Source organism: Flagellimonas sp. B-3 (assembly GCF_056857835.1).
In genome coordinates this window covers 190,381-216,833 of sequence record NZ_JBSXNW010000018.1, presented here as the reverse complement: position 1 = coordinate 216,833, position 26,453 = coordinate 190,381, and the positions used below count along the sequence as shown (strand labels likewise).

At 42.7% G+C, this 26,453-nt stretch carries 20 protein-coding genes; 13 read left to right on the top strand and 7 right to left on the bottom strand.

The annotated features are described in order from the left end of the window. Positions 1-84 precede the first annotated feature (84 nt). The 11 genes from AC13CS_RS07170 (at position 85) to AC13CS_RS07120 (ending at position 13,294) form a co-directional block, all read left to right on the top strand. Positions 85-1,281, top strand: a complete 1,197-nt coding sequence (locus tag AC13CS_RS07170; protein WP_293163460.1) for an Nramp family divalent metal transporter — start codon at positions 85-87, stop codon at positions 1,279-1,281. 249 nt (positions 1,282-1,530) lie between these two features. Next, positions 1,531-2,274, top strand: a complete 744-nt coding sequence (gene pxpA, locus AC13CS_RS07165) for a 5-oxoprolinase subunit PxpA (RefSeq protein WP_293163457.1) — start codon at positions 1,531-1,533, stop codon at positions 2,272-2,274. Continuing rightward, the gene (gene pxpB, locus AC13CS_RS07160; RefSeq protein WP_293163454.1) at positions 2,271-3,005 is read left to right on the top strand and encodes a 5-oxoprolinase subunit PxpB; all 735 of its coding nucleotides are present in this window, start codon (positions 2,271-2,273) and stop codon (positions 3,003-3,005) included. The genes pxpA and pxpB overlap by 4 nt, the downstream gene beginning before the upstream one ends. Beyond that, complete coding sequence (locus AC13CS_RS07155) at positions 2,998-3,837, top strand: 5-oxoprolinase subunit C family protein (RefSeq protein ID WP_293163451.1); 840 nt, start codon at positions 2,998-3,000, stop codon at positions 3,835-3,837. Before pxpB ends, AC13CS_RS07155 begins: the two co-directional genes overlap by 8 nt. Positions 3,838-4,197: 360 nt before the next feature. After that, positions 4,198-5,874 (top strand): dihydroxy-acid dehydratase, encoded by a 1,677-nt coding sequence (gene ilvD / locus AC13CS_RS07150; protein ID WP_293163448.1) that lies wholly within the window; start codon positions 4,198-4,200, stop codon positions 5,872-5,874. 36 nt (positions 5,875-5,910) lie between these two features. After that, entirely contained in the window at positions 5,911-7,644 is a 1,734-nt protein-coding gene (ilvB, locus tag AC13CS_RS07145) for a biosynthetic-type acetolactate synthase large subunit (protein ID WP_293163445.1), read from the top strand. Then, positions 7,645-8,223: a methyltransferase domain-containing protein gene (locus AC13CS_RS07140; protein ID WP_293163443.1), complete on the top strand. Its 579-nt coding sequence runs from the start codon at positions 7,645-7,647 to the stop codon at positions 8,221-8,223. Positions 8,224-8,231: 8 nt separating this feature from the next. Continuing rightward, positions 8,232-8,759, top strand: a complete 528-nt coding sequence (gene ilvN / locus AC13CS_RS07135; RefSeq protein WP_293163440.1) for an acetolactate synthase small subunit — start codon at positions 8,232-8,234, stop codon at positions 8,757-8,759. A gap of 24 nt (positions 8,760-8,783) precedes the next feature. Then, a complete protein-coding gene (gene ilvC / locus AC13CS_RS07130) occupies positions 8,784-10,259 on the top strand; it encodes a ketol-acid reductoisomerase (protein ID WP_293163437.1) in 1,476 nt (491 codons plus the stop codon). Positions 10,260-10,277: 18 nt separating this feature from the next. Then, positions 10,278-11,543: a threonine ammonia-lyase gene (ilvA, locus tag AC13CS_RS07125; RefSeq protein ID WP_293163434.1), complete on the top strand. Its 1,266-nt coding sequence runs from the start codon at positions 10,278-10,280 to the stop codon at positions 11,541-11,543. A gap of 158 nt (positions 11,544-11,701) precedes the next feature. Further along, positions 11,702-13,294: an NADP-dependent glyceraldehyde-3-phosphate dehydrogenase gene (locus AC13CS_RS07120; protein ID WP_293163432.1), complete on the top strand. Its 1,593-nt coding sequence runs from the start codon at positions 11,702-11,704 to the stop codon at positions 13,292-13,294. 283 nt (positions 13,295-13,577) lie between these two features. On the opposite strand, the gene leuB is transcribed toward AC13CS_RS07120, so the two are convergent. From leuB to AC13CS_RS07095, 5 genes are all read right to left on the bottom strand, one after another. Continuing rightward, positions 13,578-14,636: a 3-isopropylmalate dehydrogenase gene (leuB, locus tag AC13CS_RS07115; protein ID WP_293163429.1), complete on the bottom strand. Its 1,059-nt coding sequence runs from the start codon at positions 14,634-14,636 to the stop codon at positions 13,578-13,580. Positions 14,637-14,741: 105 nt separating this feature from the next. Continuing rightward, positions 14,742-16,259 (bottom strand): alpha-isopropylmalate synthase regulatory domain-containing protein, encoded by a 1,518-nt coding sequence (locus AC13CS_RS07110; RefSeq protein WP_293163426.1) that lies wholly within the window; start codon positions 16,257-16,259, stop codon positions 14,742-14,744. A 30-nt stretch (positions 16,260-16,289) separates the two neighbouring features. Beyond that, complete coding sequence (gene leuD / locus AC13CS_RS07105) at positions 16,290-16,886, bottom strand: 3-isopropylmalate dehydratase small subunit (protein WP_293163423.1); 597 nt, start codon at positions 16,884-16,886, stop codon at positions 16,290-16,292. A gap of 20 nt (positions 16,887-16,906) precedes the next feature. Continuing rightward, entirely contained in the window at positions 16,907-18,319 is a 1,413-nt protein-coding gene (leuC, locus tag AC13CS_RS07100) for a 3-isopropylmalate dehydratase large subunit (RefSeq protein ID WP_293163420.1), read from the bottom strand. Positions 18,320-18,519: 200 nt separating this feature from the next. After that, positions 18,520-21,060: a DUF559 domain-containing protein gene (locus AC13CS_RS07095; RefSeq protein ID WP_293163417.1), complete on the bottom strand. Its 2,541-nt coding sequence runs from the start codon at positions 21,058-21,060 to the stop codon at positions 18,520-18,522. A 46-nt stretch (positions 21,061-21,106) separates the two neighbouring features. On the opposite strand from AC13CS_RS07095, the gene AC13CS_RS07090 reads away from it, so the two are divergent. Both AC13CS_RS07090 and AC13CS_RS07085 read left to right on the top strand, forming a co-directional pair. Next, positions 21,107-23,194, top strand: a complete 2,088-nt coding sequence (locus AC13CS_RS07090; RefSeq protein WP_293163413.1) for a M1 family metallopeptidase — start codon at positions 21,107-21,109, stop codon at positions 23,192-23,194. Continuing rightward, positions 23,191-24,105 carry a patatin-like phospholipase family protein gene (locus AC13CS_RS07085; protein ID WP_482888699.1) on the top strand — a complete coding sequence of 305 codons (915 nt, stop codon included), beginning with the start codon at positions 23,191-23,193 and terminating at the stop codon, positions 24,103-24,105. Before AC13CS_RS07090 ends, AC13CS_RS07085 begins: the two co-directional genes overlap by 4 nt. Positions 24,106-24,721: 616 nt before the next feature. On the opposite strand, the gene AC13CS_RS07080 is transcribed toward AC13CS_RS07085, so the two are convergent. Further along, positions 24,722-25,843 carry a DUF4369 domain-containing protein gene (locus AC13CS_RS07080; protein WP_293163407.1) on the bottom strand — a complete coding sequence of 374 codons (1,122 nt, stop codon included), beginning with the start codon at positions 25,841-25,843 and terminating at the stop codon, positions 24,722-24,724. 99 nt (positions 25,844-25,942) lie between these two features. Next, positions 25,943-26,443, bottom strand: a complete 501-nt coding sequence (locus AC13CS_RS07075) for a hypothetical protein (protein WP_163624684.1) — start codon at positions 26,441-26,443, stop codon at positions 25,943-25,945. Positions 26,444-26,453: the final 10 nt, after the last annotated feature.

Here is a 26,453-nt window from a genome sequence, read left to right as displayed (position 1 = left end):
TTAGATGAAATACACTTTTTTGGATGAAATGCATATTTTGTCCAGATATCCTGTTAATTTAATCGCTCCTAAACCAAAGAACCAATGTTTAAAAAAATAGGGCCGGGTGTGTTGGTCGCAGCCGCTTTTGTGGGCCCGGGAACCATAACCATGTGCACCTTGGCCGGAGCACGCTTTGGCTACGCTTTAATTTGGGCATTATTGGTATCCATTATCGCAACCATTGTATTGCAGGGCATGGCCGGTAGAATCGGCTTGGTGACCCAAAACGCTCTCGTGGATGTGGTTAGAACCGAACTTAAAACACCATGGATCCGAAATTTTGTAATTGCAATAGTTTTGGGTGCTATTTTAGTGGGAAATGCGGCTTACGAAGCTGGTAATATTGGCGGTGCCACTCTTGGACTTGAACAGCTTTTGCCACAACAACAAATAAAACCTTTTTTGCCAGCAATAATTGGTACTGTTATATTTCTGTTGCTCTGGTTTAGTAGCTATAAGATTTTAGAAAAGATATTTGTTGGGTTGGTCGGCATTATGGGATTGAGTTTTGTGATTTCAGCCATCATCACCCAGCCATCAATTTCAGAAATCCTCAAAGGAATGTTTGTGCCACAATTGCCCGAAGGAAGTTTGCTAACGGTTATTGCTTTGGTGGGAACCACGGTAGTACCCTACAATCTCTTTTTGCATGCATCATTGGTAAAGGAAAAATGGAATTCCAAAAACGATTTAAAGGCTGTTAATTGGGACACCATCATCTCCATTGGTTTGGGCGGAATGGTCTCCATAGCCATACTTATTACGGCTTCTGCGGCACCAATTTCGGATATCAACCATGCATTGGACATGGCCAAGTCCTTGGAACCCCTATTCGGAAAAATGGCGGTTTACTTTATGGCAACAGGGTTATTGGCAGCAGGGATTACCTCTGCCATTACAGCGCCTTTGGCTGCAGCTTACGTAGCCAGTAGTTGTTTTGGTTGGCAAGGAGGTATGCAGAATAGAAAATTCAAAATGGTGTGGACCATTGTGCTTTTATGCGGTGTGGTTTTCCTTTCTTTTGATATAAAACCAATCGAGGTGATTCAATTTGCCCAGGTCGCCAACGGAATATTACTTCCCGTGATGGCCTTGTTGCTGTTATGGGTGGTGAACAAAAAATCCGTGATGGGAGAAAACAAGAACTCACTGGTACAAAATGTACTGGGAATTACCATTGTGGTATTCGCTATATTTCTTGGAGCAAAAAGTATATTTAAAGTGATAGGTTTTTTTTAATTCAGTAAGCAGTGTGCAGTCAAAAAACTCAAGTTCAAGTGTCAAGTTCAAGCGCAAAAGTATTTGTGGTAGTTCGTGAAATTTGTGTCTACAGGCGGTCGGGCGTTCAACGTTACACTTTGGACACCAGTGGTGAGCACCAAATTCCAAGTACCAAATTCCAAAACAGAACACCCGCTTCGGACATCAGATTTTAGACTTTTAGCGCAATAACAAAATAACCCAATAACCCAATAACTCAACAACCCAATGAAAACATGGCAAATAGACATTAACTGTGATGTAGGCGAAGGAGTTGGGAACGAAGCCGATATTTTTCCTTACATAAGTTCCTGCAACATTGCTTGCGGAGGTCACGCAGGGAATCAAGAAACCATGCTGAAGGTTGCTTCACTGGCCAAAGAACACCATCTTAAAGTGGGTTCGCATCCATCATACCCGGACAAGGCCAATTTTGGCAGGGAAGTGATGGACATTTCAAACCAAGACCTAATACAAAGTATTAGAAAGCAATTGGCAGCTTTTGATGAGGTGTTGGAACAGGAACAAATCACATTGCACCACATTAAGGCACATGGCGCATTATACAATCAAACGGCAAAGGACAAGAATTTGGCAAAGATATATTTGGAGGCCATTATTGATTATAGGGAAAAGGCCATTCTTTACGTTCCCTTTGGTTCAGTAATGGCAAAAATGGCAATGGAAAAGGGTTTTAAGGTTTGGTTTGAAGCGTTTGCGGACAGAAACTACAATTCCGATCTGTCGCTCGTCCCCAGAAAACAAGAAAATGCACTAATTGAAGAGCCCGAAGCGGTGTTGCATCATATTTTGCCCATTATTAAAAAAGGTAGAGTTTTATCGGTTGATGGTGAATCCAAGGAAATCCAAGCCAATACCCTTTGTATTCATGGCGATACGGTTTCTGCCTTAAAAATATTAATGTATCTTTCAACAGCATTAGCCAAGAACCAGGTGCAGATACAAAAATGAAAAGTTACCCCATTAGCATCAAGCCTTTCGGAGAACGAGCTGTTTTAGTGGAATGGCCCGAAGAGGTAAGTGAATCCATTTTGGCAGATATCCTCGATTTTATGGACGCTTTTAAAGCGCTGAAAATTTCTGGCTGGGAAATGTCCGTTGCCTATAATTCGTTGACCATGGTCTATAACCAAGACCACATAGATTTTCAGGAAACCAAAAACATGATTCTTGGCTGCCAAGAAAAACAGTCCAAATCAAAAACAGAAAGAGTACAGCATTTATGGACCCTTCCTGTATGCTACGAACTTGAGTTTGGAGTGGATATGGAAGAAACGGCCAAAACCCTCAATCTTTCAATAGAAGAACTTATAAAGCAGCATACCTCGCATCAATACGTGGTGTATGGAATCGGTTTTTTGCCAGGTTTTATGTACTTGGGCGGACTTCCAACATCTTTGGAGATTCCCCGTAGAGCAGAACCTAGATTAAAGGTTCAAAAGGGTTCGGTGGGATTGGCCGGCAAGCAAACCGGTATTTATCCGCAAGATTCACCAGGGGGCTGGAACATTATAGGGAATTGTCCCGTAAACTTGTTCGACCCAAGTAAAAAGGAACCTTGTTTTGTAAAAGTAGGGGACAAGATACAGTTCGAGAGCATATCAAAAGCAGAGTACAAGCTCCATAAAATTGAAGGCGAAGTAGGCATTTACGAACCCGAAAAAGTTGTTTTGAATGCTTAAAGTATTGAAACCGGGCCTTTATTTAACCATCCAGGACCTAGGCAGGTATGGGTACCGGGATATTGGTGTTCCAATTTCTGGAGCAATGGATGTGGAATCTGTAAAAAAGGCCAATCTTTTACTGGAGAATGATGAGAATGATGCCGTTTTGGAAATTACCATGACGGGGCCTACACTACAGTTTGATACCGATACGTATATTAGTTTGTCCGGAGCACATATTGTTGCCACCCTGAACAATGAACCTATTGATAATTACACGGTGATCAAGGTGGAAAAGGGCGATATTTTATCGTATGGCAGGCTGGAGAAAGGCTTTAGAGGCTATTTGGCGGTTAAAGGCGGTTTTCAATCAAAAAAGGTACTCAACAGCCGTTCACAATTCTTTCCTGTTACCAAAACGGCCAGGGTAAAAGATGGCGATGAGATACCATACACGGAAACAAAGGATTACGAACCAAAAATATCAGAAGTAAAGATTGAGGAACATTTCGAAATAAATAAACTAAAGGTATACAAAGGCCCAGAGTTTTCATTGTTATCCGATGCCCAACTCACCGAGATTTTTGCCAAACCATTTACCATATCCAAAGAAAACAACCGAATGGCCTACCAACTTTCGGAATTAATTACGGGACATTCACATTCCATGTTGACCTCTGGGACCTTGCCAGGCACCATACAATTGACACCCGCAGGACGTATGATCATTTTAATGAAGGACGGACAAACCACAGGGGGCTACCCCAGAATACTTCAACTTTCGGAAGAGTCTATCTCCATTTTGGCGCAGAAAAAGTATGGGGATGAGCTGAATTTTAAACTTGTTTAGAAACAATTTTCATTTTATTTATAAACCAAACCTTATTTTTTCGTACCATTGAAGTATGAAAATAAATAATCAAGTCATTGTAGAGGTCATTATTATTTCAGAAATGGAGTGATACAGACTTGCTATTGACTAAAAAAGGCCTGTATCCCATACGATACAGGCCTTTTTTATTACAATAAAATTAATTGAATATTGGAATTTTAATCAATCTAAAAAACTGAAAAACAGTAAATTATGTTTATTATGTTTCCAGTGGATTTAAACAGCCAACAACTGTTAAAAATCTAGGGCTTTTTAAACATTTATCTTTGAATTGCGGTATAAATTCAGAAGAATACTGTATTTGAATGAAATTTGACAATGGAATTGAACAAGTTTAGCAAAAAAGTTACACAAGACCCAACACTGCCAGCAGCTCAAGCTATGCTGCATGCGATTGGGCTCACAGACGAAGATTTACAAAAACCTTTAATCGGAATAGCAAGTACAGGCTATGAGGGTAACCCCTGCAATATGCACTTGAATAATCTGGCCCTCGATGTAAAGAAAGGGGTGGAGTCATCCAATTTGGTAGGGCTTATTTTCAATACCATTGGGGTGAGTGATGGAATTTCCAACGGAACTCCGGGAATGCGATACTCCTTGCCATCTAGGGACATCATTGCAGATTCCATTGAAACCGTAATCCATGCCATGAGCTACGACGGATTGGTCACCGTGGTCGGGTGCGATAAAAACATGCCCGGTGCCCTTATGGCGCAATTGCGACTCAACCGCCCATCCATTTTGGTGTATGGTGGAACCATAGCCCCAGGGTGCCACAACAATAAAAAACTCGACATTATCTCCGCTTTTGAGGCTTACGGACAAAAAGTGGCGGGAGCCATAGATGAAACGGAATACAAGGAAGTCATCCATAAAGCATGCCCAGGAGCTGGAGCTTGTGGAGGGATGTACACCGCAAATACTATGGCATCTGCCATTGAGGCCATGGGAATGTCCATGCCGTTCAACTCGTCCATTCCGGCGGTAAACGATAAAAAGCAGGCGGACTGTGAAGCATCAGGTGCCGCTTTGTTGCATTTGTTGAAGGAAGACATCAAACCAAGGGACATTGTTACTAAAAAATCATTGGAAAACGCATTTAGGTTGGTCACCGTGCTTGGTGGCTCTACCAATGCCGTGCTTCACTTTATGGCCATTGCACACGCTGCTGAGGTCGATTTCACCTTGGAAGACATTACAAGAATTAGTGAATCCACTCCCTTATTGGCCGATTTAAAGCCAAGTGGAAAATACTTGATGGAAGACCTCCATAAAGTAGGTGGCGTTCCTGCAGTGTTGAAATATATGCTGAAGGAAGGCATGCTTCATGGCGATTGTATGACCGTTACAGGAAAAACATTGGCGGAAAACCTATTGGATGCCCCTGATTTGGCCGAAGGTCAGGATATCATCAGAAAGAAGGAACAACCCATTAAAGAAACCGGCCATATTCGTATTTTATATGGAAACCTCGCTTCCGAAGGTGCCGTGGCTAAAATCACAGGCAAAGAAGGGTTGGAGTTTACCGGAACAGCTCGTGTTTTTGATAGCGAAACTGCGGTGAATCATGGAATCCATAACGGAAAAGTGCAAAAAGGCGATGTGGTAGTCATTCGTTACGAAGGTCCAAAAGGAGCTCCGGGAATGCCCGAAATGTTAAAACCTACATCTGCTATTATGGGTGCCGGACTCGGAAAAGATGTTGCACTGATAACCGACGGAAGATTTTCAGGTGGTTCCCACGGATTTGTGGTGGGCCACGTTTCCCCCGAAGCACAAGTGGGAGGCGGAATCGCTCTGGTGAAAGATGGAGATGAAATCACCATTGATGCCGTAAACAACACCATCAACATCAATATATCGGACGAAGAGTTCGAACAACGAAGAAAAGAATGGAAGCAACCTGAGTTAAAAATCAAATCAGGAAGCTTATATAAATATGCCAAAACGGTATCATCCGCCTCCAAAGGTTGTGTTACCGACTTGTTTTAACAATAATTGTAGGGGTATCTCCCTAAATATAGGCTTATGGAGACATTAAAAGCACAAAAAAAAGATAGTAAAAACCAAAAGGCAATAAGGATTACTGGCGCAGAGGCCATTATCCATTGTTTGCTTGCCGAGGGAGTGGATTTGATTTACGGTTACCCCGGAGGCGCCATTATGCCCGTCTACGATGAATTATATAAATTTCAAGACAGATTGACCCATATTCTAACGCGCCACGAGCAAGGTGCCACACATGCAGCTCAAGGCTACGCAAGGGTTACGGGTAGAGTGGGGGTTGCCATGGCAACTTCTGGGCCGGGAGCGACCAATTTGGTAACAGGAATTGCCGATGCCCAGATAGATTCTACCCCAATGGTATGTATTACGGGGCAGGTGACCCGTAGCCTTTTGGGTTCCGACGCCTTCCAAGAAACGGATATCGTAGGTATTTCTACACCTGTTACTAAGTGGAACTACCAGATTACCAGGGTGGAAGAGATTCCGGAAATAATGGCCAAGGCATTTTATATTGCCAAATCAGGAAGGCCTGGGCCGGTTTTGATAGATATAACTAAAAATGCTCAGTTCGACGAATTGGATTTTGTGTATGAAAAATGTACTAAGGTCAGGAGCTACAAACCTGTTCCAAAGGCAGAACCAAACAGTGTCGAAAAGGCTGCGGAGTTGATCAATAGCGCCAAAAAACCATTTATCGTGTTTGGTCAGGGTGTGATTTTGGGAGAAGCTGAAGCAGAACTCAAAGCCTTTGTAGAAAAAACAGGAATTCCAGCAGCATGGACCATTCTTGGACTATCCGCAATGGATACGGACCATCCGCTGAATGTTGGAATGGTGGGAATGCACGGGAACTATGGGCCTAATATGTTGACCAACGAGTGCGATGTGCTCATAGCGATTGGAATGCGCTTTGATGACCGTGTAACAGGTGATTTGAACACCTATGCAAAGCAGGCCAAAATTGTTCATTTTGAGATAGATCCTGCCGAGGTAAATAAAAATGTGAAGGTAGATGTTGCCGTTTTGGGCAATTCCAAAGAAACTTTGAGTGAGATATTGCCTTTAGTACATGAAAATGAGCATAAAGATTGGAAAGCTGAGTTTGATAAGATGTACCAAATTGAATATGATACGCTAATCAATAAAGATATTCACCCGACCAAGGAAGGCTTGACCATGGGTGAAGTCATTGAGCAAATCAATATGGCTTCAGGTCACAAGGCGGTAATGGTTTCCGACGTGGGCCAGCACCAAATGATTGCCTGTCGTTACGCTAAGTTCAAGCAATCCAAGAGCAATATAACCTCTGGAGGCTTGGGAACCATGGGATTTGGTCTTCCTGCCGCCATCGGCGCCAAAATGGGCGCCATGGACCGTGAAGTAGTCGCCATTATTGGTGATGGAGGGTACCAGATGACCATTCAGGAGCTCGGTGTTATTTTCCAGCACAATGTCCCCGTGAAAATTGTGGTGCTGAACAACGACCACTTGGGAATGGTGCGCCAATGGCAAGAACTTTTCTTTGACAGGAGATATGCATCAACCGTAATGACAAATCCTGATTTTGTAAAGATTGCCGAAGGATATCATATCAAATCAAGAAGGGTCTCCGAAAGAGCTGATCTTCAAGAGGCAGTACAGGAAATGATGGCATCCAAAGACCCATATTTTTTGGAAGTGAAGGTGGAAAAAGAGGATAACGTATTCCCGATGATTCCATCAGGAGCATCCGTTTCAGATATCAGGTTGAAGTAAATGGATCAATCCACTATCACAGAAAAGCCCAAGCAATATCAAGATTTGCTTGAGAAGAGCAAAGAGATGGGGTTCACCATGCCTTCCGATATTTATATTGGTACTTTGTTGAAAACACTGGTGGCATCGAAACCAGCAGGTAAGTTTTTGGAATTGGGTACTGGCATCGGACTATCATTGTCCTGGTTGATTCAGGGAATGGACGAGGATTCAACAATATTAAGCGTTGACAATGATTCGGAGCTTATTGAAGTGGCCCAACTGTTTTTTGAAGACGAAGATAGATTGAAGCTAATTTGTACCGATGGCGGAAAATGGCTGAAGGAGTATCAAGGCGAATCCTTCGATTTGATATTTGCAGATGCGTGGCCGGGAAAGTACAGTCATTTGGACAGAACCTTGGGATTGTTGAAAAAGGGCGGTTACTATGTAATCGACGATATGAAAAAACAGCCCAATTGGCCGGAAGGACATGAACAAAAGGCAAACCAATTGATCAAATCAATTGAAAAAAGAAAAGACATTACAATAACAAAGATGGACTGGTCCACAGGACTTATAGTTGCAGTAAAAAAATAAAAGAGAACATGGAAAAACAATGGTATACCATCTCGGTGTATTCCGAAAATCATGTGGGATTGCTCAATAGGATATCAGGGATATTCTTAAAGAGACACATTAATATTGAGAGTTTAAATGTTTCAAAATCAGAGATTGAAGGCGTTTCTAAATTTACGATTGTGGTCTTTACCACCGAGGATTGGACACGCAAGATAGTAGGTCAAATTGAAAAACAGATTGAAGTCATCAAGGCATACTATCACACCGATGATGAAACCATTTATCAAGAATCCGCATTGTTCAAGATTGCTTCGCATTTGCTGTTCGATGAAAGACAGATTCAAAATATCATCAAAGAAAGCAATGCGCAGATCGTAACCGTGAACCGTGAGTTTTTTGCCTTGGCCAAAACAGGTCGCAGGCACGAAATAGACGAAATGCACGATGCACTTTTGCCCTACGGCATCATGCAGTTTGTGCGTTCGGGCAGAATCGCGGTGACCAAGGCGGCAATGCCGATCAGCGAAATATTACAGGAATTTCAAGAAAACTAAATAGCGTAAAATCAAATATTAAAAATGGCAAATTACTTTAACACACTATCACTTCGCGAACAACTGACACAGTTGGGGAAATGTAGATTTATGGATTCCAGCGAGTTTGCTGATGGTGTTACCGCACTAAAAGGAAAGAAAATTGTAATTGTTGGGTGTGGTGCCCAAGGGTTGAACCAAGGACTGAATATGCGTGATTCTGGATTGGACATTTCGTATGCCCTGCGTCCAGCTGCGATCAAGGAACAACGTCAATCCTACAAAAACGCAAAGGAGAACAACTTTGTGGTAGGAACTTACGAGGAATTGATTCCAGATGCTGATTTGGTCATCAACCTTACCCCGGACAAGCAGCACACCAATGTGGTAAGCACAGTAATGCCTTTGATGAAGCAAGGAGCAACATTGTCCTATTCCCATGGTTTCAACATTGTGGAAGAAGGTATGCAGGTGCGTGAAGACCTTACCGTGATCATGGTGGCCCCAAAAAGTCCTGGTTCCGAGGTGCGCGAAGAGTACAAAAGAGGTTTTGGCGTGCCAACTCTGATTGCCGTACACCCAGAAAACGACCCCGAAGGAAAAGGTTTGGAACAAGCCAAGGCCTATGCTGCCGGAACAGGTGGAGATAAAGCGGGAGTTCTGGAATCATCATTTGTGGCGGAAGTAAAGTCAGATTTGATGGGAGAGCAGACCATTCTTTGTGGTTTGTTGCAAACAGGATCTATTCTTTCCTTCAACAAAATGGTGGAAAAAGGAGTGGACGAAGCATACGCCTCGAAATTGATTCAATACGGTTGGGAGACCATCACCGAAGGTTTGAAGCAAGGGGGTATCACCAATATGATGGACCGTTTGTCCAATCCAGCTAAAATCAAAGCCTTCGATTTGGCTGAAGAGTTGAAAGAAATTATGCGTCCATTGTTCCAAAAGCACATGGACGACATCATGAGCGGACATTTTTCCAAAACAATGATGGAAGACTGGAGCAATGGCGACAAAAACCTATTGGACTGGAGAGCTGCCACTGGAGAAACTGCATTCGAAAAAACTCCAGCGGGAGATATGGATATCTCTGAGCAGGAATACTACGACAATGGCGTTTTGATGGTCGCTTTTGTAAAATCAGGAGTGGAATTGGCCTATGAGACCATGACCGAGTCTGGAATCATTGGCGAATCAGCCTATTATGAGTCATTGCACGAGACACCATTGATTGCAAATACCATTGCGAGAAAGAAATTGTTCGAAATGAACCGCGTTATCTCCGATACTGCTGAGTACGGCTGTTACTTGTTCGATCATGCATGTAAGCCATTGTTGACCGATTTTATGAAGAAGGTTGATACCGATATCATTGGAAAGCATTTTGGAGAAGGTAAGGATACGGGCGTGGACAACGTGCGATTGATTGCGGTGAACAAAGCAATTCGTGAGCATGATGTAGAAGTGGTTGGTGCCAGATTGCGTGCATCCATGACGGCAATGAAGCCAATCGGATAATACAAAACCATTGGTCCTATGAGTGAAACTGTGGAAACCTATTTTCCGCAAATAGCGGATATTTATCAAGCAGCAAAGATCATTGCCCAAGTGGCAGAGGAAACACCCTTGCAGCAAAGTATCCGCTATTCCAAATCGCATGGGGCCAATATTCTTCTCAAAAGAGAAGATCTTCACAGGGTACGCAGCTACAAAATCCGTGGTGCGTACAACAAAATAAGTTCGTTGAGCCAAAAACAATTGGACAGCGGCGTGGTTTGCGCCAGTGCTGGAAACCACGCACAAGGGGTTGCCTTTGCCTGTAGTCGTTTGCGGGTCAAAGGAACCATTTATATGCCCGTGGTGACCCCAAAGCAGAAAATAGACCAGACCAAGATGTTTGGTGGGGAATGGGTTGATGTGGTTCTGGAAGGAGACACTTTCGACGATTCCAAAAAAGCAGCTGAACTGTTCTGTGCCCAAAAAGACAAAACCTTTGTCCATCCGTTTGATGATGAAAAAACCATCGAGGGCCAAGCAACCGTTGGTTTGGAGATTCTGCAGCAATCCAACGAGCCCATCGATTATGTTTTTGTGGCCGTTGGCGGCGGAGGATTGGCATCGGGGCTATGTGGTACGTTTCAGGCATTATCGCCCAACACAAAAATAATAGGAATAGAGCCCGAAGGGGCACCTTCTATGCTCAAATCCATTGAGCAAGGGGAATTAGTGGAGCTGGAGAACATTGATAAGTTTATCGATGGGGCAGCAGTCCAAAAAGTTGGGTCCTTGACCTATCCTATTTGCAAAGAATATCTGTACAAAATGGTTACCGTTCCCGAAGGGAAAGTGTGTCAGACGATTTTAGACCTCTACAACAGGGATGCTATTGTGGTAGAGCCCGCAGGTGCTTTAACCATTGCGGCTTTGGACTATTTTAAGGAAGAAATCAAAGGTAAGAATGTGGTATGCGTGGTAAGCGGAAGCAACAACGACATTACCCGTACCGCTGAAATCAAGGAAAGAGCTTTGCTCTATGCGCAATTGAAGCATTATTTTATAGTCAGGTTTCCACAGCGTCCAGGCGCGTTAAAGGAATTTGTAGTGGATATCTTGGGTCCCAATGACGACATTACCCATTTTGAATATTCAAAGAAGTCGAGCAGGGAGAACGCACCTGCCATCGTTGGGGTGGAATTAAAATCGCCCGATGATCTAGAGCCTTTGATTCAACGGATGAAAGACAACAACTTCTTTGGGGATTATCTCAACAACAAACCTGATTTGTTCCAATATTTGGTGTGATGCCACCAACATTTTCAGGTATCATTATTATTAAATTTGGTTTTCAATCCATATGAAGGCATTTGGCGTGGAACCAACAGCATTTTCAATGGATTTTGTGTTAGTTTTGTATGGATTGACGACCATTAATCAACACTAATCGCTTAAAACAACAACTGATGGCAACAACTACAACAGCAATACCAGAAGCTTTTCAGATTACCGAAGAGATTCATCAAAAAACATATTTGGTCAATGGGGAATTACGTAAATGGGAAGGCGAAACAACCCCGGTGGTTTCTACGATTTCATCAACTGAAGAATATGCTCCCACCACTTTGGGGAGCGTTCCGGATATGGGTGAAGCAGAAGCCTTGGATGCTTTAGATGCCGCCTTGGCAGCATACGATAAGGGGCAAGGCCTTTGGCCGACCATGAAAGTGAAGGACCGTATTGAATGCATGGAATCTTTTGTCAAGAAGATGGAGCAGAAGCGCGAAGAAGTCGTAAAGCTGCTGATGTGGGAGATAGGTAAATCCAAACCGGATTCCTATAAGGAGTTTGACCGTACCGTTGAGTATATTTATGATACCATAGAGGATTACAAACAATTGGACCGCGATAGTGCTAAATTTCAGAAGCATGATGGTGTATATGCCCATATTCGAAGAGGCCCGTTGGGTGTTGTTTTGTGTCTTGGTCCATACAACTACCCATTGAACGAGACCTTTGCTTTGTTGATTCCGGCCATCATTATGGGAAACACTACCATTTTTAAACCGGCAAAGCACGGGGTTCTACTGATCACACCGCTTTTGGAAGCATTTCAGAGCAGTTTTCCGAAAGGAGTGGTGAATATACTTTTTGGTCGAGGAAGGGCCGTAGCGGCTCCGATAATGCAAACGGGCAAGGTGGATGTGTTGGCTTTGATAGGAAACAGTAAATCGGCCAATGCTTTGCAGGATCAGCACCCAAAAAGTAACCGATTGCGTTTGGTTTTGGGCTTGGAGGCCAAGAATCCGGCCATTGTACTTCCTGATGCCGAGTTGGACTTGACCATCAACGAGTGTATTTCAGGAACTTTGTCCTTTAATGGGCAGCGCTGTACCGCTTTAAAGGTGGTGTATGTTCATGATGAAGTAAAAGATCAATTTTTGAAGCGTTTCGCAGAGAAGGTTGATGGATTGAAATTTGGAAACCCTTGGGACGACGGCGTGAATTTGACGCCACTTCCCGAACCTGATAAGCCTGCTTATATTCAGGAGTTGTTGGATGATGCTTTGGCAAAAGGGGCTAAAATCATCAATAAAAAAGGAGGGAAGCATTTTGATAATTATATCTGGCCAGCAGTGCTTTATCCTGTAACCAAGGATATGCGGGTGTATCAAGAGGAGCAGTTTGGCCCCATTATCCCTGTGCTTTCGTTTCAGGATATCGAAGAGCCGTTGGACGATATGGCGGAATCCAACTATGGGCAACAAGTGAGTTTGTTCGGCAAGGATGTGTATACCTTGTCTCCATTGATTGATACTTTGGCCAACTTGGTATGCCGTGTAAACCTGAACAGTTCTTGCCAACGTGGACCAGATGTTTACCCGTTTACGGGAAGAAAGGACTCTGCGCAATCCACTTTGAGCGTGCATGATGCCTTGAGGTCTTTCTCCATCAGAACATTTGTTGCTTTTAAAGACAATGAGCTGAACAATCAAACCGTGGAACAACTAATGGAGGCCAAAGTGAGTAACTTCTTGAGTACGGATTATATTTTGTAGTAACAGATTTCTCACTTGCGTTCGAAATGACTGAAAATGCTTGTATGTCATTTCGAGTTTTTTCCAAAGGAGCAAGCTTATAGAAAATAGAATTCTAGTCAACCTGAACTTGTTTCAGGTTCTCATTAAGATTGGACCACTAAAATGATGAGATTCTGAAATAAATTCAGAATGACGCATCGTAATTTTAGAAACAGGGAAGAAGCATTCGATAGTATATCTGTTGCAATAAAGTAAAAGCCCCGAATTTCGGGGCTTTCTTATTGGTTTTTATGTGGATTGATTAAATATTTTCAGCCAACCAGTTCCCAACTTCGCTGGTTTTGTAGGCTTTTCCGCCATCGGCCAAATCTTCGGTAACCACACCTTCGGCCAACGATTTGTTCACCACTTCTCGAATAGCTTCGGCTTCATTTTTCAGCCCAAAAGCAGTTTCGAACATCATGGCCGCGGATAAAACCGTTGCCAAAGGGTTGGCAATATCTTTTCCAGCTGCTTGTGGGTATGAACCGTGGATAGGTTCGAATAGGGAAGTTTTTTCGCCCAAGGATGCTGAGGGCATCAATCCCATAGATCCAGAAATCACGGAAGCTTCATCGGTTAAAATGTCTCCGAACAGGTTTTCGGTGATCAACACATCATAAGCACTTGGCCATTGCACCAATCGCATCGCTACGGCATCCACAAATTCATAGGACACTTCTACTTCGGGATAGTCTTTTTCCAGTTTCTGAACGGTTTCTCTCCACAAACGAGAAGTTTCCAAAACGTTGGCCTTGTCCACACAGCAAAGCTTTTTTGAACGCTGCATCGCCATTTCAAAGCCTTTTTTGGCCAAACGCTCTACCTCGGCGCGAGTATAAGTGCAAGTGTCGTAAGCGGTATTGTCGTTGTCTTCACGACCTCTCTTTCCAAAATAAATTCCGCCTGTCAGTTCACGGAGGAATACAAGGTCGGTGCCTTCAATTCTTTCTTTTTTCAATGGAGATTTATCAATTAACGAGGGAAAAGTGAAGGTTGGACGAACATTGGCAAACAAGCCCAGTTTCTGGCGCATCTTCAATAATCCTTGCTCGGGACGTACCTTGGCCGATGGGTCGTTATCAAAACGTGGGTGACCAATGGCGCCAAAAAGAACGGCATCGGCAGCAACACAGGCTTCGTGGGTTTCGTCCGGGTAAGGTTCGCCTACGGCATCAATCGCTGCGGCTCCTGTAAGGGCAGGGGTCCAGCTAATTTCGTGCCCGAACTTTGCAGCAACGGCATCAGATACTTTTACAGCTTGGTCAATTACTTCGGGGCCAATTCCATCTCCGGCCAAGAGCGCTATGTTTAGTTTCATGTATCTTAGGTTATTCAGTTATTATGTTATTCAATTACTGGGTTGTTGTGTAATTTGTTGATTGCTGATTTGTGTAACTACCCGTTCTGACTTCCGATATCTGCATTAAACAAGGTTTAGCATTTTTTCCGTGGCTTTTATGGCTGATACCGTTTGGTCCGAATCCAAACCTCGTGTCGTAAAATCCTTTTCCTTGGTTTGCCAGGTGATTATGGTTTCGCACAAGGCATCGGAATTACTACCTGGAGGGATGCGAACGGCATAATCCACTAATTTCGGCAATTCCCTGCCTTCTTTTTTGTATACTTTCTTCAAAGCGTTGATGAAAGCATCAAACTGTCCATCCCCTTGAGAACTTTCTTCATAAGTTTTTCCTTCAATTTCTATGGAAAGGGTGGTGGATGGCTTCAATCCTTTGGAATGGGTGAGCACATAAGACTTTACAAATACCTTTTGCTGATGCAGATTGCTGTCCAATACATCAGAAATGATGTAAGGCAAATCATCTTTGGTGACACGTTCTTTTTTATCGCCAAGCTCAATGATACGCTCGGTAACCTTTTTCAATTCGTCGTCATTCAAAGTTAAACCAAGCTCTTGAAGATTCTTTTGGATGTTCGCTTTTCCTGATGTTTTTCCTAAGGCATATTTGCGTTTTCTGCCAAATCGCTCTGGAAGCAAATCGTTGAAGTAAAGATTCTTTTTACTGTCTCCATCTGCGTGTATTCCAGCAGTTTGTGTAAATACATTGTCTCCAACAATAGGTTTATTGTCAGGTATGCTGAAGCCTGTAAAGGCAGATACCAATTTACTTACTTTGTAAAGGGATGATTCCTTTACACCAATCTTGATTTCGGGTAAAAAGTCGTTGATCACGGCAACAACACTGGCAAGTGGTGCATTGCCTGCGCGTTCACCCATGCCATTAACGGTAAGGTGTAAACCGTGACAGCCCGCTTTTACTGCCTCCATAACATTGGCTACACTTAAATCGTAATCATTGTGCCCGTGAAAATCGAAATGGGTGTTCGGATACTTTTCAACAATTTCTTTAAAAAAAGCTCCTGTTTCGGTGTGTGTAAGCACGCCAAGGGTGTCCGGAAGTAATACCCGCTTGATGGGCTGCTTTGTCAAAAAATCTAAAAACTGAAACACATACTCTTTGGAGTTTCGCATCCCATTACTCCAATCTTCCAAGTAAACGTTGGTGTCAATTTCTAGTTTTTGTCCTTCGGAAATTACATTTTCTATTTCTGCAAAATGCTGTTCTGGAGTTTTTTTGAGTTGGTGGGTTAAATGATTTAATGAACCCTTGGTAAGCAGATTCTGCACTTTGGCACCTGCTTCTTGCATCCATTTAAGGGATACGCCATTGTCCACAAAGGTCAATACTTCCACTTTGGAAAGATAACCTTCCGTTTTAGCCCAATCCGTTATATTTTTTACGGCCTGTAGTTCTCCTTCCGAAACACGGGCAGAAGCCACTTCGATACGGTCTACCTTGAGTTCTTCCAATAATAATTTGGCCAAGGTGAGCTTTTCCGATGCGGAAAAGGAAACCCCAGAGGTTTGTTCACCATCCCGTAGGGTGGTGTCCATAATTTCTATGGTGCGTGCTTTCATTTTTTATGCCGTCGTGTTCCAAGCAATAGGTTACAGAGGTGTGTTTTCGGCATACTTCTCAATATCGTCTTGGATGTTCAACAAATAGTCGATATCATCAAAGCCATTGAGCATATTGTCCTTTTTGTAATCGTTGATGTCAAAACTTTCGCTTTCACCCGTGGCCAAAATGGTAATCTTTTGTTCTGGTAGGTTGATTTCCAACTCGGTTTTTGGGTCAGCCTCGATCGCCTTGAAAATTTTGTCCAAAAATTCAGGAGTCACTTGAACAGGAAGTACACCGATGTTCAAACAGTTGCCTCTAAAAATATCTGCAAAAAAGCTGGATACCACACAACGGAAACCGTAATCATAAACGGCCCAAGCCGCGTGTTCCCTAGATGAACCGGAACCAAAGTTTTTACCACCTACCAAAATTTTTCCGGAATAGATAGGATTGTTCAAAACGAATTGCTCCTTTGGAGTTCCGTCGGAATTGTATCTCCAATCACGGAAAAGATTGTCGCCAAATCCTTTACGCTCGGTAGCTTTTAGGAATCTCGCGGGGATTATCTGGTCGGTATCCACATTCTCGATAGGTAATGGTACCGCTGAACTTGTTAGTATGTTGAATTTATCGTAAGCCATTATTTTTCAATTTTCAGTTGTTATGCTAAAACTTCTTCGTGCATTAATTCCCTTGGGTCGGTTACTTTTCCAGTAACGGCAGCTGCAGCGGCCACTAACGGACTAGCGAGCAGCGTACGGGCACCTGGGCCTTGTCGTCCTTCAAAGTTTCTGTTGGAAGTACTTACGGCATATTTACCTGCTGGAATCTTATCATCGTTCATTGCCAAGCAAGCCGAACAGCCGGGCTCTCTCAATTCAAAACCAGCTTCTGTCAAAATATCCAAGATGCCCTCTTCTTTGATGGCCTCTTCCACTTTGTGGGAACCGGGAACCAACCATGCGGTTACGTTATCAGCTTTTTTTCTACCTTTTATGATGGAGGCAAAAGCTCTAAAGTCTTCAATCCTGCCATTGGTACAACTTCCCAGGAACACAAAATCGATAGGCTTGCCAACCATAGGCTCTCCTTCTTTGTAGTCCATATACTCCAAGGATTTTTTGTAGGTCGCAACGGCACCATCAATCGTTTCGGCTAAAGGAATGGTATTACTGATTCCAATGCCCATACCCGGGTTGGTACCGAAAGTGATCATAGGTTCGATTTCGCTCGCATCAAAAGTGACCTCTTTGTCAAATTCAGCATCCCCATCAGAATAAAGCGTGCTCCAATATTCCATTGCCGCATCCCAATCCTTGCCTTTTGGGGTATATTCTCTTCCCTTGATGTAGTCGAATGTCTTCTCGTCCGGAGCAATCATGCCGCCACGGGCCCCCATTTCAATACTGAGGTTACAAACCGTCATACGGCCTTCCATCGACATATTTTTGAAAACATCACCCGCATATTCCACAAAATATCCTGTAGCACCGGAGGTGGACAGTTTGGAAATGATGAAAAGCGCCACATCTTTTGGTGTCACGGCCTCGCTCAATTCTCCAGTAACATTGATGCGCATACTTTTGGGCTTGGGCTGCATAATGCATTGGGTGGACAACACCATTTCCACTTCACTTGTTCCAATACCGAAGGCAATGGCACCAAAGGCTCCGTGGGTTGATGTGTGCGAATCTCCACAAACAATAGTGGCTCCGGGCACGGTAATTCCGTTTTCCGGGCCAATTACGTGCACAATGCCGTTTTTCCTATGTCCAAGTCCCCAATACGGTATGTTATGGGCGTTGGCATTTTCCTCCAAAGCCTTTAATTGATTGGCGGACAAAGGGTCCTTAACGGGCAAGTGCTGGTTTCTCGTAGGGGTATTGTGGTCTGCGGTCGCAAAGGTGCGCTCTGGGTACAATACTTTAATGCCTCTGTTCTTTAATCCTAAAAAAGCTACGGGACTCGTTACTTCGTGGACCAAATGCCTGTCAATAAAGAGTACATCCGGGCCATTCTCAATATGCTTTACCACGTGGGAATCCCAAACTTTATCAAATAGTGTCTTGCTCATTGTGTCTTCAATAATTTGTAAGCCTACAAAGTTAAAATTTGTATGTGAAACCAATTTTCGGTTAGTGGTAAAATTACGATGTTCAACCGCAATTTCAAGCGATTGTATTTAAAGTTAACAAATGGTAAGGGTTGATTTTCAATTTATAACAATGAAGTGTGAAGAATTGTACCATATACCAATTACAAACCTAATCGGAATCAACTAATATAATTCCAAATGGTTTTGTTGGCCATCATTTTGGAATAGGCATTTAGAATGGGCGCATTTTCTGCTTTTTCCAACCGTGGGTCTTGTTTCAACAACTGAATGGCATGGTAGCGGGCTGTTTTTAGGATTTGATTGTCCTTCACAATGTCTGCAATCTTTAAAGTCAGCAAGCCACTTTGTTGGGTGCCCATCAAATCCCCAGGACCGCGAAGCTTAAGGTCAACCTCCGCGATTTCAAAACCATCATTGGTGCCTACCATGGTTTGTAAACGGGTTTTGGCATCTTCGGAAAGTTTGTGGCCTGTCATCAAAATACAAAAACTTTGTTCAGCACCCCGGCCTACGCGACCTCGAAGCTGATGCAATTGCGACAGTCCGAAGCGTTCGGCGCTTTCAATGATCATTACGGAGGCGTTGGGAACGTTCACGCCCACCTCTATTACCGTAGTGGCAATCATAATTTGGGTTTCGCCCTTAACAAAACGCTCCATTTCATAATCTTTGTCAGCCGGCTTCATTTTTCCGTGTACAATGGAAATTTGGTATTCGGGTTGCGGAAAATCACGGGCAATGCTCTCGTACCCATCCATCAAATCCTTGTAATCCAAGGCTTCGGATTCTTGAATCAGCGGATACACAATATAGATTTGTCTCCCCTTTTTAATTTCATCTTTGATGAAACCAAACACCTTTAGTCGGTTGCTGTCGTATCGGTGCACTGTTTTGATGGGTTTTCTTCCAGGAGGCAACTCATCAATCACAGAAACATCCAAATCGCCATACAGGCTCATGGCCAAGGTTCTGGGAATGGGAGTTGCTGTCATTACCAGAATATGGGGGGGCGCCCCCCTCGTTCCCCCCAGAGGGGGGATGCCATTAACTACTTTTTCAATTCTTTTTACCACGGAATCAACCGCTCCAATAACCTCTTCATTTTTAAAACGAATCACTTTATATCCAAACTCATTCAAGATTGCCGTACGCATTGCATCGACTTCTTTTTGTGAAGGGTCATTGTGGTATCCGCCATCAACTTCAACAATCAGTTTTTTGGATAAGCAGACAAAATCAACAATAAACTCGTCTATTACGTGCTGTCTTCTAAATTTTATGCCAAGTTGTTTGGTTCTTAATTGCTCCCAAAGAATACGCTCAGCTTCCGTACTGTTCTTTTTGCCTTGCTGCTGAAACTCTTTTAAAATTTTATAAGTTGAAGGTTTGGCAGTTTGGTATTTGTATCGAATTTCTTCCACCCTCCCTTTGGGAGGGAGTTGGGGTGGGCTTCCTTTTTGCCAAAGCTTTGATCGTTGTGCCACACCAAATCGGTGCTGCTCGTCCACAATGGCCAAACCAAGGTTTTTGAATTGTACTTTGTCCTCTAAAACGGCATGTGTGCCCACCAGAATGTTCAAATTGCCGTTTTCCAACTGATTGTGCAGCAAAGTGCGTTCGGACTTTTTCGTGGAACCCGTCAATAGGGCAATCTTAACGTCCATGTTTTCCAAAAGTTCCTTGAGCCCATTGTAATGTTGGGTGGCCAAAATTTCCGTTGGAGCCATCAAACAGGCTTGGAAACCGTTGTCAATGGCCAAAAGCATGCACATTAATGCCACAATGGTCTTTCCGGACCCCACATCGCCCTGTAAAAGTCGGTTCATCTGGGCATTGCTTCCCAAATCGTTCCGAATTTCTTTAATTACCCGTTTTTGTGCTTTGGTCAGTTCAAAGGGTAAGTGGTTTTCAAAAAATTCGGTAAACTTTTCGCCCACGGCCTCAAAGGGCATTCCTTTTATTTTTTGTTTCCGTTGTAAATTTTGGGATATCAATCGCAACTGCACAAAAAACAGCTCCTCAAATTTTAACCGAAACTGCGCTTTTGCCAACAATTCTTGATTCTTCGGAAAATGAATGTTGAAAAGAGCGGAACTTTTGGATATCAATTTTAGTTCTTCCAAAATACTGGGTGATAACGATTCTGGAAACTTGCCCTTGCACTCCAAAAATAATTGTTGCATCATTTTGCTGATGACCCGATTGGTGATGCCCTTATTGCTCAGTTTCTCTGTGGAAGGATAAATGGGTTGCATGGCCATTTTTAACCCTTGTTGATGTTTTTGCAAGGGTTCCATATCAGGGTGGGGCATGGAAAATGTACTTCCGTATTTGTTCACCTTGCCAAAAACCACGTAGGGTTCGTTGAGTTTTAAATTTTCCTTGATCCATTTGTGACCTCGGAACCAAACGAGGTCCATTTGTCCCGTTTCATCCACAAAAGTGGCCACTAAACGCTTGCCCCGTTTTTGCTCCACCGTTTTTATATGAACAATCTTCCCAACTACCTGTACATCGGCGCCACTGGGTTGCAGCTGATTGATTTTATAGTAACTCGTCCGGTCCAAATAGCGATTAGGGAAGAGGTGCAGCAGGTCTTTAAAGGTCTCAATGCCCAATTCGGCCTTTAGGACATCGGCCCTGTTTGGGCCAACTCCTTTGAGATATGCTATGGGAGTTTGCAGAAAATTGGGATTCATCGAACTAAAATATGTAATTTGGAAGGACTTTTGATAAGATGATGGTATGAAGCTGAGCCCCATTCTTGTTTTTTTCTTATTTGTGCAGTTGTTGTCCGCCCAAATTCAGGATAAGGTGGACTTTGTCCGTGCTGAAGTTTTGATAGAGCCCACACCTTCCGAAAACCGCATAAACGGTAGCGTGACCTATCAATTTGATGTAATTGAAGATGTGGGTTCCATTTACCTTGATGCGGTAGATCTTGAATTTTCATCAGTTTCTTTGGATGAAGCAAAAATAGACTACGATTACAATGGTAAAAAACTAACCATCAAAAAAAAGCTGAAAAAGGGCGACAACCACAGGCTGAAGTTAGATTATGTGGCCAAACCAAAACAAACGGTATATTTTTTAGGGTGGAAGGATAATGTCAGGTATAATGAACAGGTTTGGACACAAGGACAGGGGAAATACACTAGTTATTGGTTGCCCAGTTTTGATGATATGACCGAAAAGGTGGAATTTGATTTGAGAATTACAACTAGAAAAGATTTAGCGGTAATAGCAAATGGGAAATTAATAAATGGCGGGGAAAATTGGAATGATAATTTCACATGGATATTTGATATGAGAAAACCTATGAGTAGTTATTTATTAGGCTTTGTTATAGGCAATTTTGAAAAGGAGACTATTCGTTCTACCTCTGGAGTACCCATTGAACTGTATTACGAGCCCAAGGATAGCCTAAAAGTGGAGCCAACCTACAGATACACAAAGCAAATTTTCGATTTTTTGGAGAACGAAATAGGCGTGGCTTATCCTTGGCAGAACTACAAACAGGTTCCCGTGCAGGATTTTCTGTACGCGGGTATGGAAAACACCACTTGTACCATTTTTTCCAACCAGTATGTGATTGATTCGACGGCTTTTGTGGATAAAAACTACGTCAATGTGAATGCACACGAGCTTGCGCATCAATGGTTTGGGAATCTAGTGACCGAAACCAGCAGTGAACACCATTGGCTGCACGAAGGTTTTGCCACTTTTTATGCGTATTTGGCGGAAAAGGATATTTTTGGGGAGGACTATTACTATTGGCAATTGTTGGAAACGGCCAATGCCTTACAACGTTTTTCTGGAGATGACGGTGGCGAGGCGCTTCGCAATCCGAACGCAGGTAGCCTTACTTTTTATGAAAAAGGCGCTTGGGCCTTGGTGATGCTCCAAAATAAAGTGGGTGAGGAGGCTTTTAAAAAAGGTATACAGAACTATCTCAACAAATATGCTTTCAAAAATGTGACGATTCCCAATTTGATAGAGGAACTGGAAATGGTTTCCAATACCAACCTTGATGATTTTGAGAAGTTGTGGTTGGAGAATCCTGATTTTCCTTATGAGCATGTGCTTTCGTTCTTGAAAGAAAAGAACTCGTCCATCAAAACATATTTTGAGCTTAAAAATAGGATGACAGAAAAGCCCGAGAATATTGAAAAGATTTTAAAACGGGCTTGGGCCAAGATAAAATCCAACCAATTAAAGGAAAACTTGGTTTTGGATTATGGAGATAAGCTGTCCGTAGACTTTTTGGGAGACATCATCAAATCTGAAGGTTTAAAAGTACGGCAGGCTATTATCCTTTCGCAGAATAAAATTTCGGGTGAACTTCAAACGTATATCGAAGGACTTTTAAAGGATGAGAGCTACACGACCTTAGAGGCTGCTTTGTACCGATTGTGGACCGATTTTCCCCAAAACAGAAGCAAATATCTCAATGAAACGGATGGGATTACAGGGTTTCCCAACAAAAACATTCGATTGTTATGGTTAACTCTAGCTTTGGTATCACCCGAATACAATCCAGGAGCAAAACCATTGTATTTTGATGAATTAAGTGGTTATACGGGTTCTGAACATCATTTTGAGACACGCCTACTTGCATTCCAATACTTGAACAATATAGGTGGCTTTACAGATACTACGCTCAAAAACTTGGTGGAGTCCTGCAATCATCATGTGTGGCACTTTAAAAAATCGGCAAGGGAGATACTGAACGACTTTTTGCAATCTGAAGGTAATACAGCTCGCATTAAGAGTCTTTACCCTTTGTTAAGTCAACAAGAAAAACAATATTTGGAGAAAACTTTAGGGGAATGAGGGCATTGGTCATTTTGGGAGGAGGTAGCAAGGGAGCCTTTGCAGGCGGTGTTGCCCAATTTTTAATTCAAGAAGCCAAACACGATTACAATTTATTTGTCGGGACATCCACAGGGAGCCTATTGATTTCCCACTTGGCCCTAAACAAGTTGGACAAAATCAAGAATATCTATTCAAACGTTAATCAAGACAGTATTTTCAGTAATTGTCCATTCATCATTAAAAAAAAGTATGGGGTCGAAATCATTGCCATAAACCATTGGAATGTGATCAAAAACTTTATCAAGGGTAAAAAAACCTTCGGAGAAAGTGAGAATCTCAGAAAACTGATTCGCAAATCCATTACAGTGGATGAATTCGACGAATTGAAGCAAAGTAAGATGGATGTGGTCGTAACGGTTTCCAATCTTTCGTTGAACCAAGTAGAGTATAAGTCCATAAACGATTGCACGTATGATGAGTTCTGTGATTGGATATGGATTTCGTCCAACTACACACCATTTATGAGTTTGGTCAAGAAAAATGGTTGTGAGTATGCCGATGGGGGCTTGGGAACTTTAGTTCCCATTGAAGAAGCATTGAACCGTGGGGCAACAGAGGTGGATGTGGTGGTGCTCCATACCGAGGTGAACCATTTAAACCGGATGTCCTCTAAAAACCCGTTTGATTTGATTACTACCATTTTTGGCTTTATGCTGGACCGTATCGAAAACCAAAATATCAGAATTGGCAAATTAGTGGCCAATCGGAAGGGGGCGATCATTAATTTTTACTACACGCCAACGGTCCTTACCACAAACTCATTGATCTTTAATAAGGAGCGAATGACCTTATGGTGGAAACGTGGTTATTTGTATGCGAAGAACAAGAACGAGCAAACGAGCCCAATTGAACCTGAAAAGCAAGAATAGGCTGTTCGGTTACTCGGTTGTAGTATTGCTCTGTTGATGGGTTATCCCTTCCCTTTTTCGGCATACGGGGCTATTCAGCCTGGTTTTATCAAGAAAAAATGGATTTCTGACTAAGTTATTGGGTTGTTCAGTTACTGCGGACTGCCTACTGCAAATTCAAATATCAAGTTCCAAAACTCCCAGCTTCGGACATCGGGCTTCCGACCTCTGGGTCAAGTTATTGGTTTATTGAGTTATTGCGGACTGCCTAGAGCATCAATCTCCAATAATCCCTGCCCACGTCAGATACGAATTTCACCAATTGCTCGAATTAAGTTGAAGTTTAAGTTTAAGCATCAAGTTCAAGTTCAAACGCAAGTTCAGAGTTAAGAGTTCAGAGTTACTAAGTTATTGGGTTGTTGAGTTACTGCGTACTGCCTACTGCAAATTCAAATATCAAGTTCCAAAACTCCCAGCTTCGGACATCGGGCTTCCGACCTCTGGGTCAAGTTGTTGGGTTATTGAGTTACTGCGGACTGCCAACTGACACTGATTACTGCGAACTGTAAAACCGACTCCAACAAAAAAAGGCCCTGAATGCATCAAGACCTTCTTTGATTATCAATAATGTAGTTGATTAGCTTTTACCGAGGATTTCAGCTACTTTTTCTTCCAAGGCCGGGCCTCTTAAGTCCCTTGCTACGATAACACCGTTTTCATCCAATAAAAAAGCGGCCGGTATCGCATTGATGTTGTACAAACGGGCAATTGGATCTTGAAAACGTTGCAAGTTTGAGATGTGGTTCCACACCAAACCATCGGATTCAATGGCTTTTTTCCAATGCTCTTCCTTGTTGTCCAATGAAACACCAAGGACGTCAAAACCTTTTTCGTGATATTTTTTATAAACCGATACAATATTGGGGTTTTCCGCACGACATGGTCTGCACCATGCTGCCCAAAAATCGACCAAAGTGAGTTTAGCATTGCTGGTAACATCGCTGAGTGCAAGTACATCGCCAGTTGGGGTAGGGGCAGAAAAGTCCGGTGCTACGGCCCCGACTTCGGTGGATTTTAAATTTTCGAGCTGTTCCGCAATCTTTTTAGCAGGTTCTGTAGCCTTCATTTCTGGTGATAGCCCTTCGAACATTGCCTTGATTTCATCAGCAGGAGCAGCTTTTGTGGCCAAAAGGTTTCCAATAATCAATACAGAAACATATGCATTTGGGTTTTGCTTGGCAAAGTTTATATTAAAACTTTTCGCATCTTCTTGGAACTCCATAAACTCTTCGCGCAATGCTGTAACGGTGGCAGTATCTCTCTCCTGAGCAGCCAAACGCATGTCATCTTGCATAGATCTTGCACGTTCGGATAGTTTACGGGATTCTTCCAAAAAGCCCATAAATATCTCGTTTTGTTCTGTCCCCTTAAGTTTGGCCTGAGCTATACTATCTTTTTGGAACTCAACCTCTATCGTGCCGTTTTCTACGATCACAGGCATATTCCCACGAACTTTATCTACAAAAATATAGTACATTTTAGGCTCTACCTGATTTCCGCTAAAGCTGAACAAGCCATTTTCAACCGCTGCGGTATCAACATCCACCAATTGGTTGACGGAATCTGTGGTTTTTAAAAATATTTGGGTGCCATTTTCAGGTTCGCCGGTTATGGTGCCTTTTAAAGTGTATCCTTTTGGGTCGGAATTACAAGATGCTAAAAACAGCACTCCCAAGGATATTGCAAATAGTCTTTTCATTTCAAAATGTTTAGATTGCTAAGGTATTCAATACTTATGGCATAAAAAAACCCTTGGCATTTTGGTAAAGCCAAGGGTTCTTCTTAAATGTATATGCTATTAGAATTGGTATCGGATACCAAGTGCTATGTCAAAATCAAAATCGTTGTCAAAACCGTCGTAACCTACCAAACCTATTTCAGGTCTAAAGTCCAAGGACAGTAGCAAGGGAATATCAAAATCATATTCTATACCAATATCCCCGGCGGCGAATACAAAAAGGCCATCGTAATCATCGTCAAAATCAGGATCTGGATGATCAAAATCGACGCTACCCAATCCCCCGCCAACACCATAGTACCAGTTAAAATTGCCATCCAATTGGTGAACCCACTGGTATACCCCGGTTAGTTTAAAGGCATCAAAATGCCTACTGTCCCGCCAGCCAAGGTCAAATTCGGCACGGTTATTTTGTCCAATGGATTTTTGATAGGAAATTTCGGCCCCAAAGCCATCGCTGTCGCCCAACCTTAATCCTAGGGCGTGTTCGGATATACTTTGTGCACTTAAGCTGGCTGTTGCAAATAACATAAGTGCTGCAAATAATGTGGTAATCTTCATGTGTTTCTCT

Coding starts and splice junctions, on each gene's coding strand:
- ilvA (WP_293163434.1), top strand. CDS start 10,278: ATGAGTGAAACTGTGGAAACCTATTTTCCGCAAATAGCGGATATTTAT.
- AC13CS_RS07110 (WP_293163426.1), bottom strand. CDS start 16,259: ATGAAAGCACGCACCATAGAAATTATGGACACCACCCTACGGGATGGT.
- AC13CS_RS07095 (WP_293163417.1), bottom strand. CDS start 21,060: ATGAATCCCAATTTTCTGCAAACTCCCATAGCATATCTCAAAGGAGTT.
- AC13CS_RS07075 (WP_163624684.1), bottom strand. CDS start 26,443: ATGAAGATTACCACATTATTTGCAGCACTTATGTTATTTGCAACAGCC.
- AC13CS_RS07155 (WP_293163451.1), top strand. CDS start 2,998: ATGCTTAAAGTATTGAAACCGGGCCTTTATTTAACCATCCAGGACCTA.
- AC13CS_RS07120 (WP_293163432.1), top strand. CDS start 11,702: ATGGCAACAACTACAACAGCAATACCAGAAGCTTTTCAGATTACCGAA.
- ilvD (WP_293163448.1), top strand. CDS start 4,198: ATGGAATTGAACAAGTTTAGCAAAAAAGTTACACAAGACCCAACACTG.
- ilvC (WP_293163437.1), top strand. CDS start 8,784: ATGGCAAATTACTTTAACACACTATCACTTCGCGAACAACTGACACAG.
- AC13CS_RS07090 (WP_293163413.1), top strand. CDS start 21,107: ATGAAGCTGAGCCCCATTCTTGTTTTTTTCTTATTTGTGCAGTTGTTG.
- pxpA (WP_293163457.1), top strand. CDS start 1,531: ATGAAAACATGGCAAATAGACATTAACTGTGATGTAGGCGAAGGAGTT.
- leuB (WP_293163429.1), bottom strand. CDS start 14,636: ATGAAACTAAACATAGCGCTCTTGGCCGGAGATGGAATTGGCCCCGAA.
- ilvN (WP_293163440.1), top strand. CDS start 8,232: ATGGAAAAACAATGGTATACCATCTCGGTGTATTCCGAAAATCATGTG.
- ilvB (WP_293163445.1), top strand. CDS start 5,911: ATGGAGACATTAAAAGCACAAAAAAAAGATAGTAAAAACCAAAAGGCA.
- leuC (WP_293163420.1), bottom strand. CDS start 18,319: ATGAGCAAGACACTATTTGATAAAGTTTGGGATTCCCACGTGGTAAAG.
- AC13CS_RS07080 (WP_293163407.1), bottom strand. CDS start 25,843: ATGAAAAGACTATTTGCAATATCCTTGGGAGTGCTGTTTTTAGCATCT.
- AC13CS_RS07085 (WP_482888699.1), top strand. CDS start 23,191: ATGAGGGCATTGGTCATTTTGGGAGGAGGTAGCAAGGGAGCCTTTGCA.
- pxpB (WP_293163454.1), top strand. CDS start 2,271: ATGAAAAGTTACCCCATTAGCATCAAGCCTTTCGGAGAACGAGCTGTT.
- AC13CS_RS07140 (WP_293163443.1), top strand. CDS start 7,645: ATGGATCAATCCACTATCACAGAAAAGCCCAAGCAATATCAAGATTTG.
- leuD (WP_293163423.1), bottom strand. CDS start 16,886: ATGGCTTACGATAAATTCAACATACTAACAAGTTCAGCGGTACCATTA.
- AC13CS_RS07170 (WP_293163460.1), top strand. CDS start 85: ATGTTTAAAAAAATAGGGCCGGGTGTGTTGGTCGCAGCCGCTTTTGTG.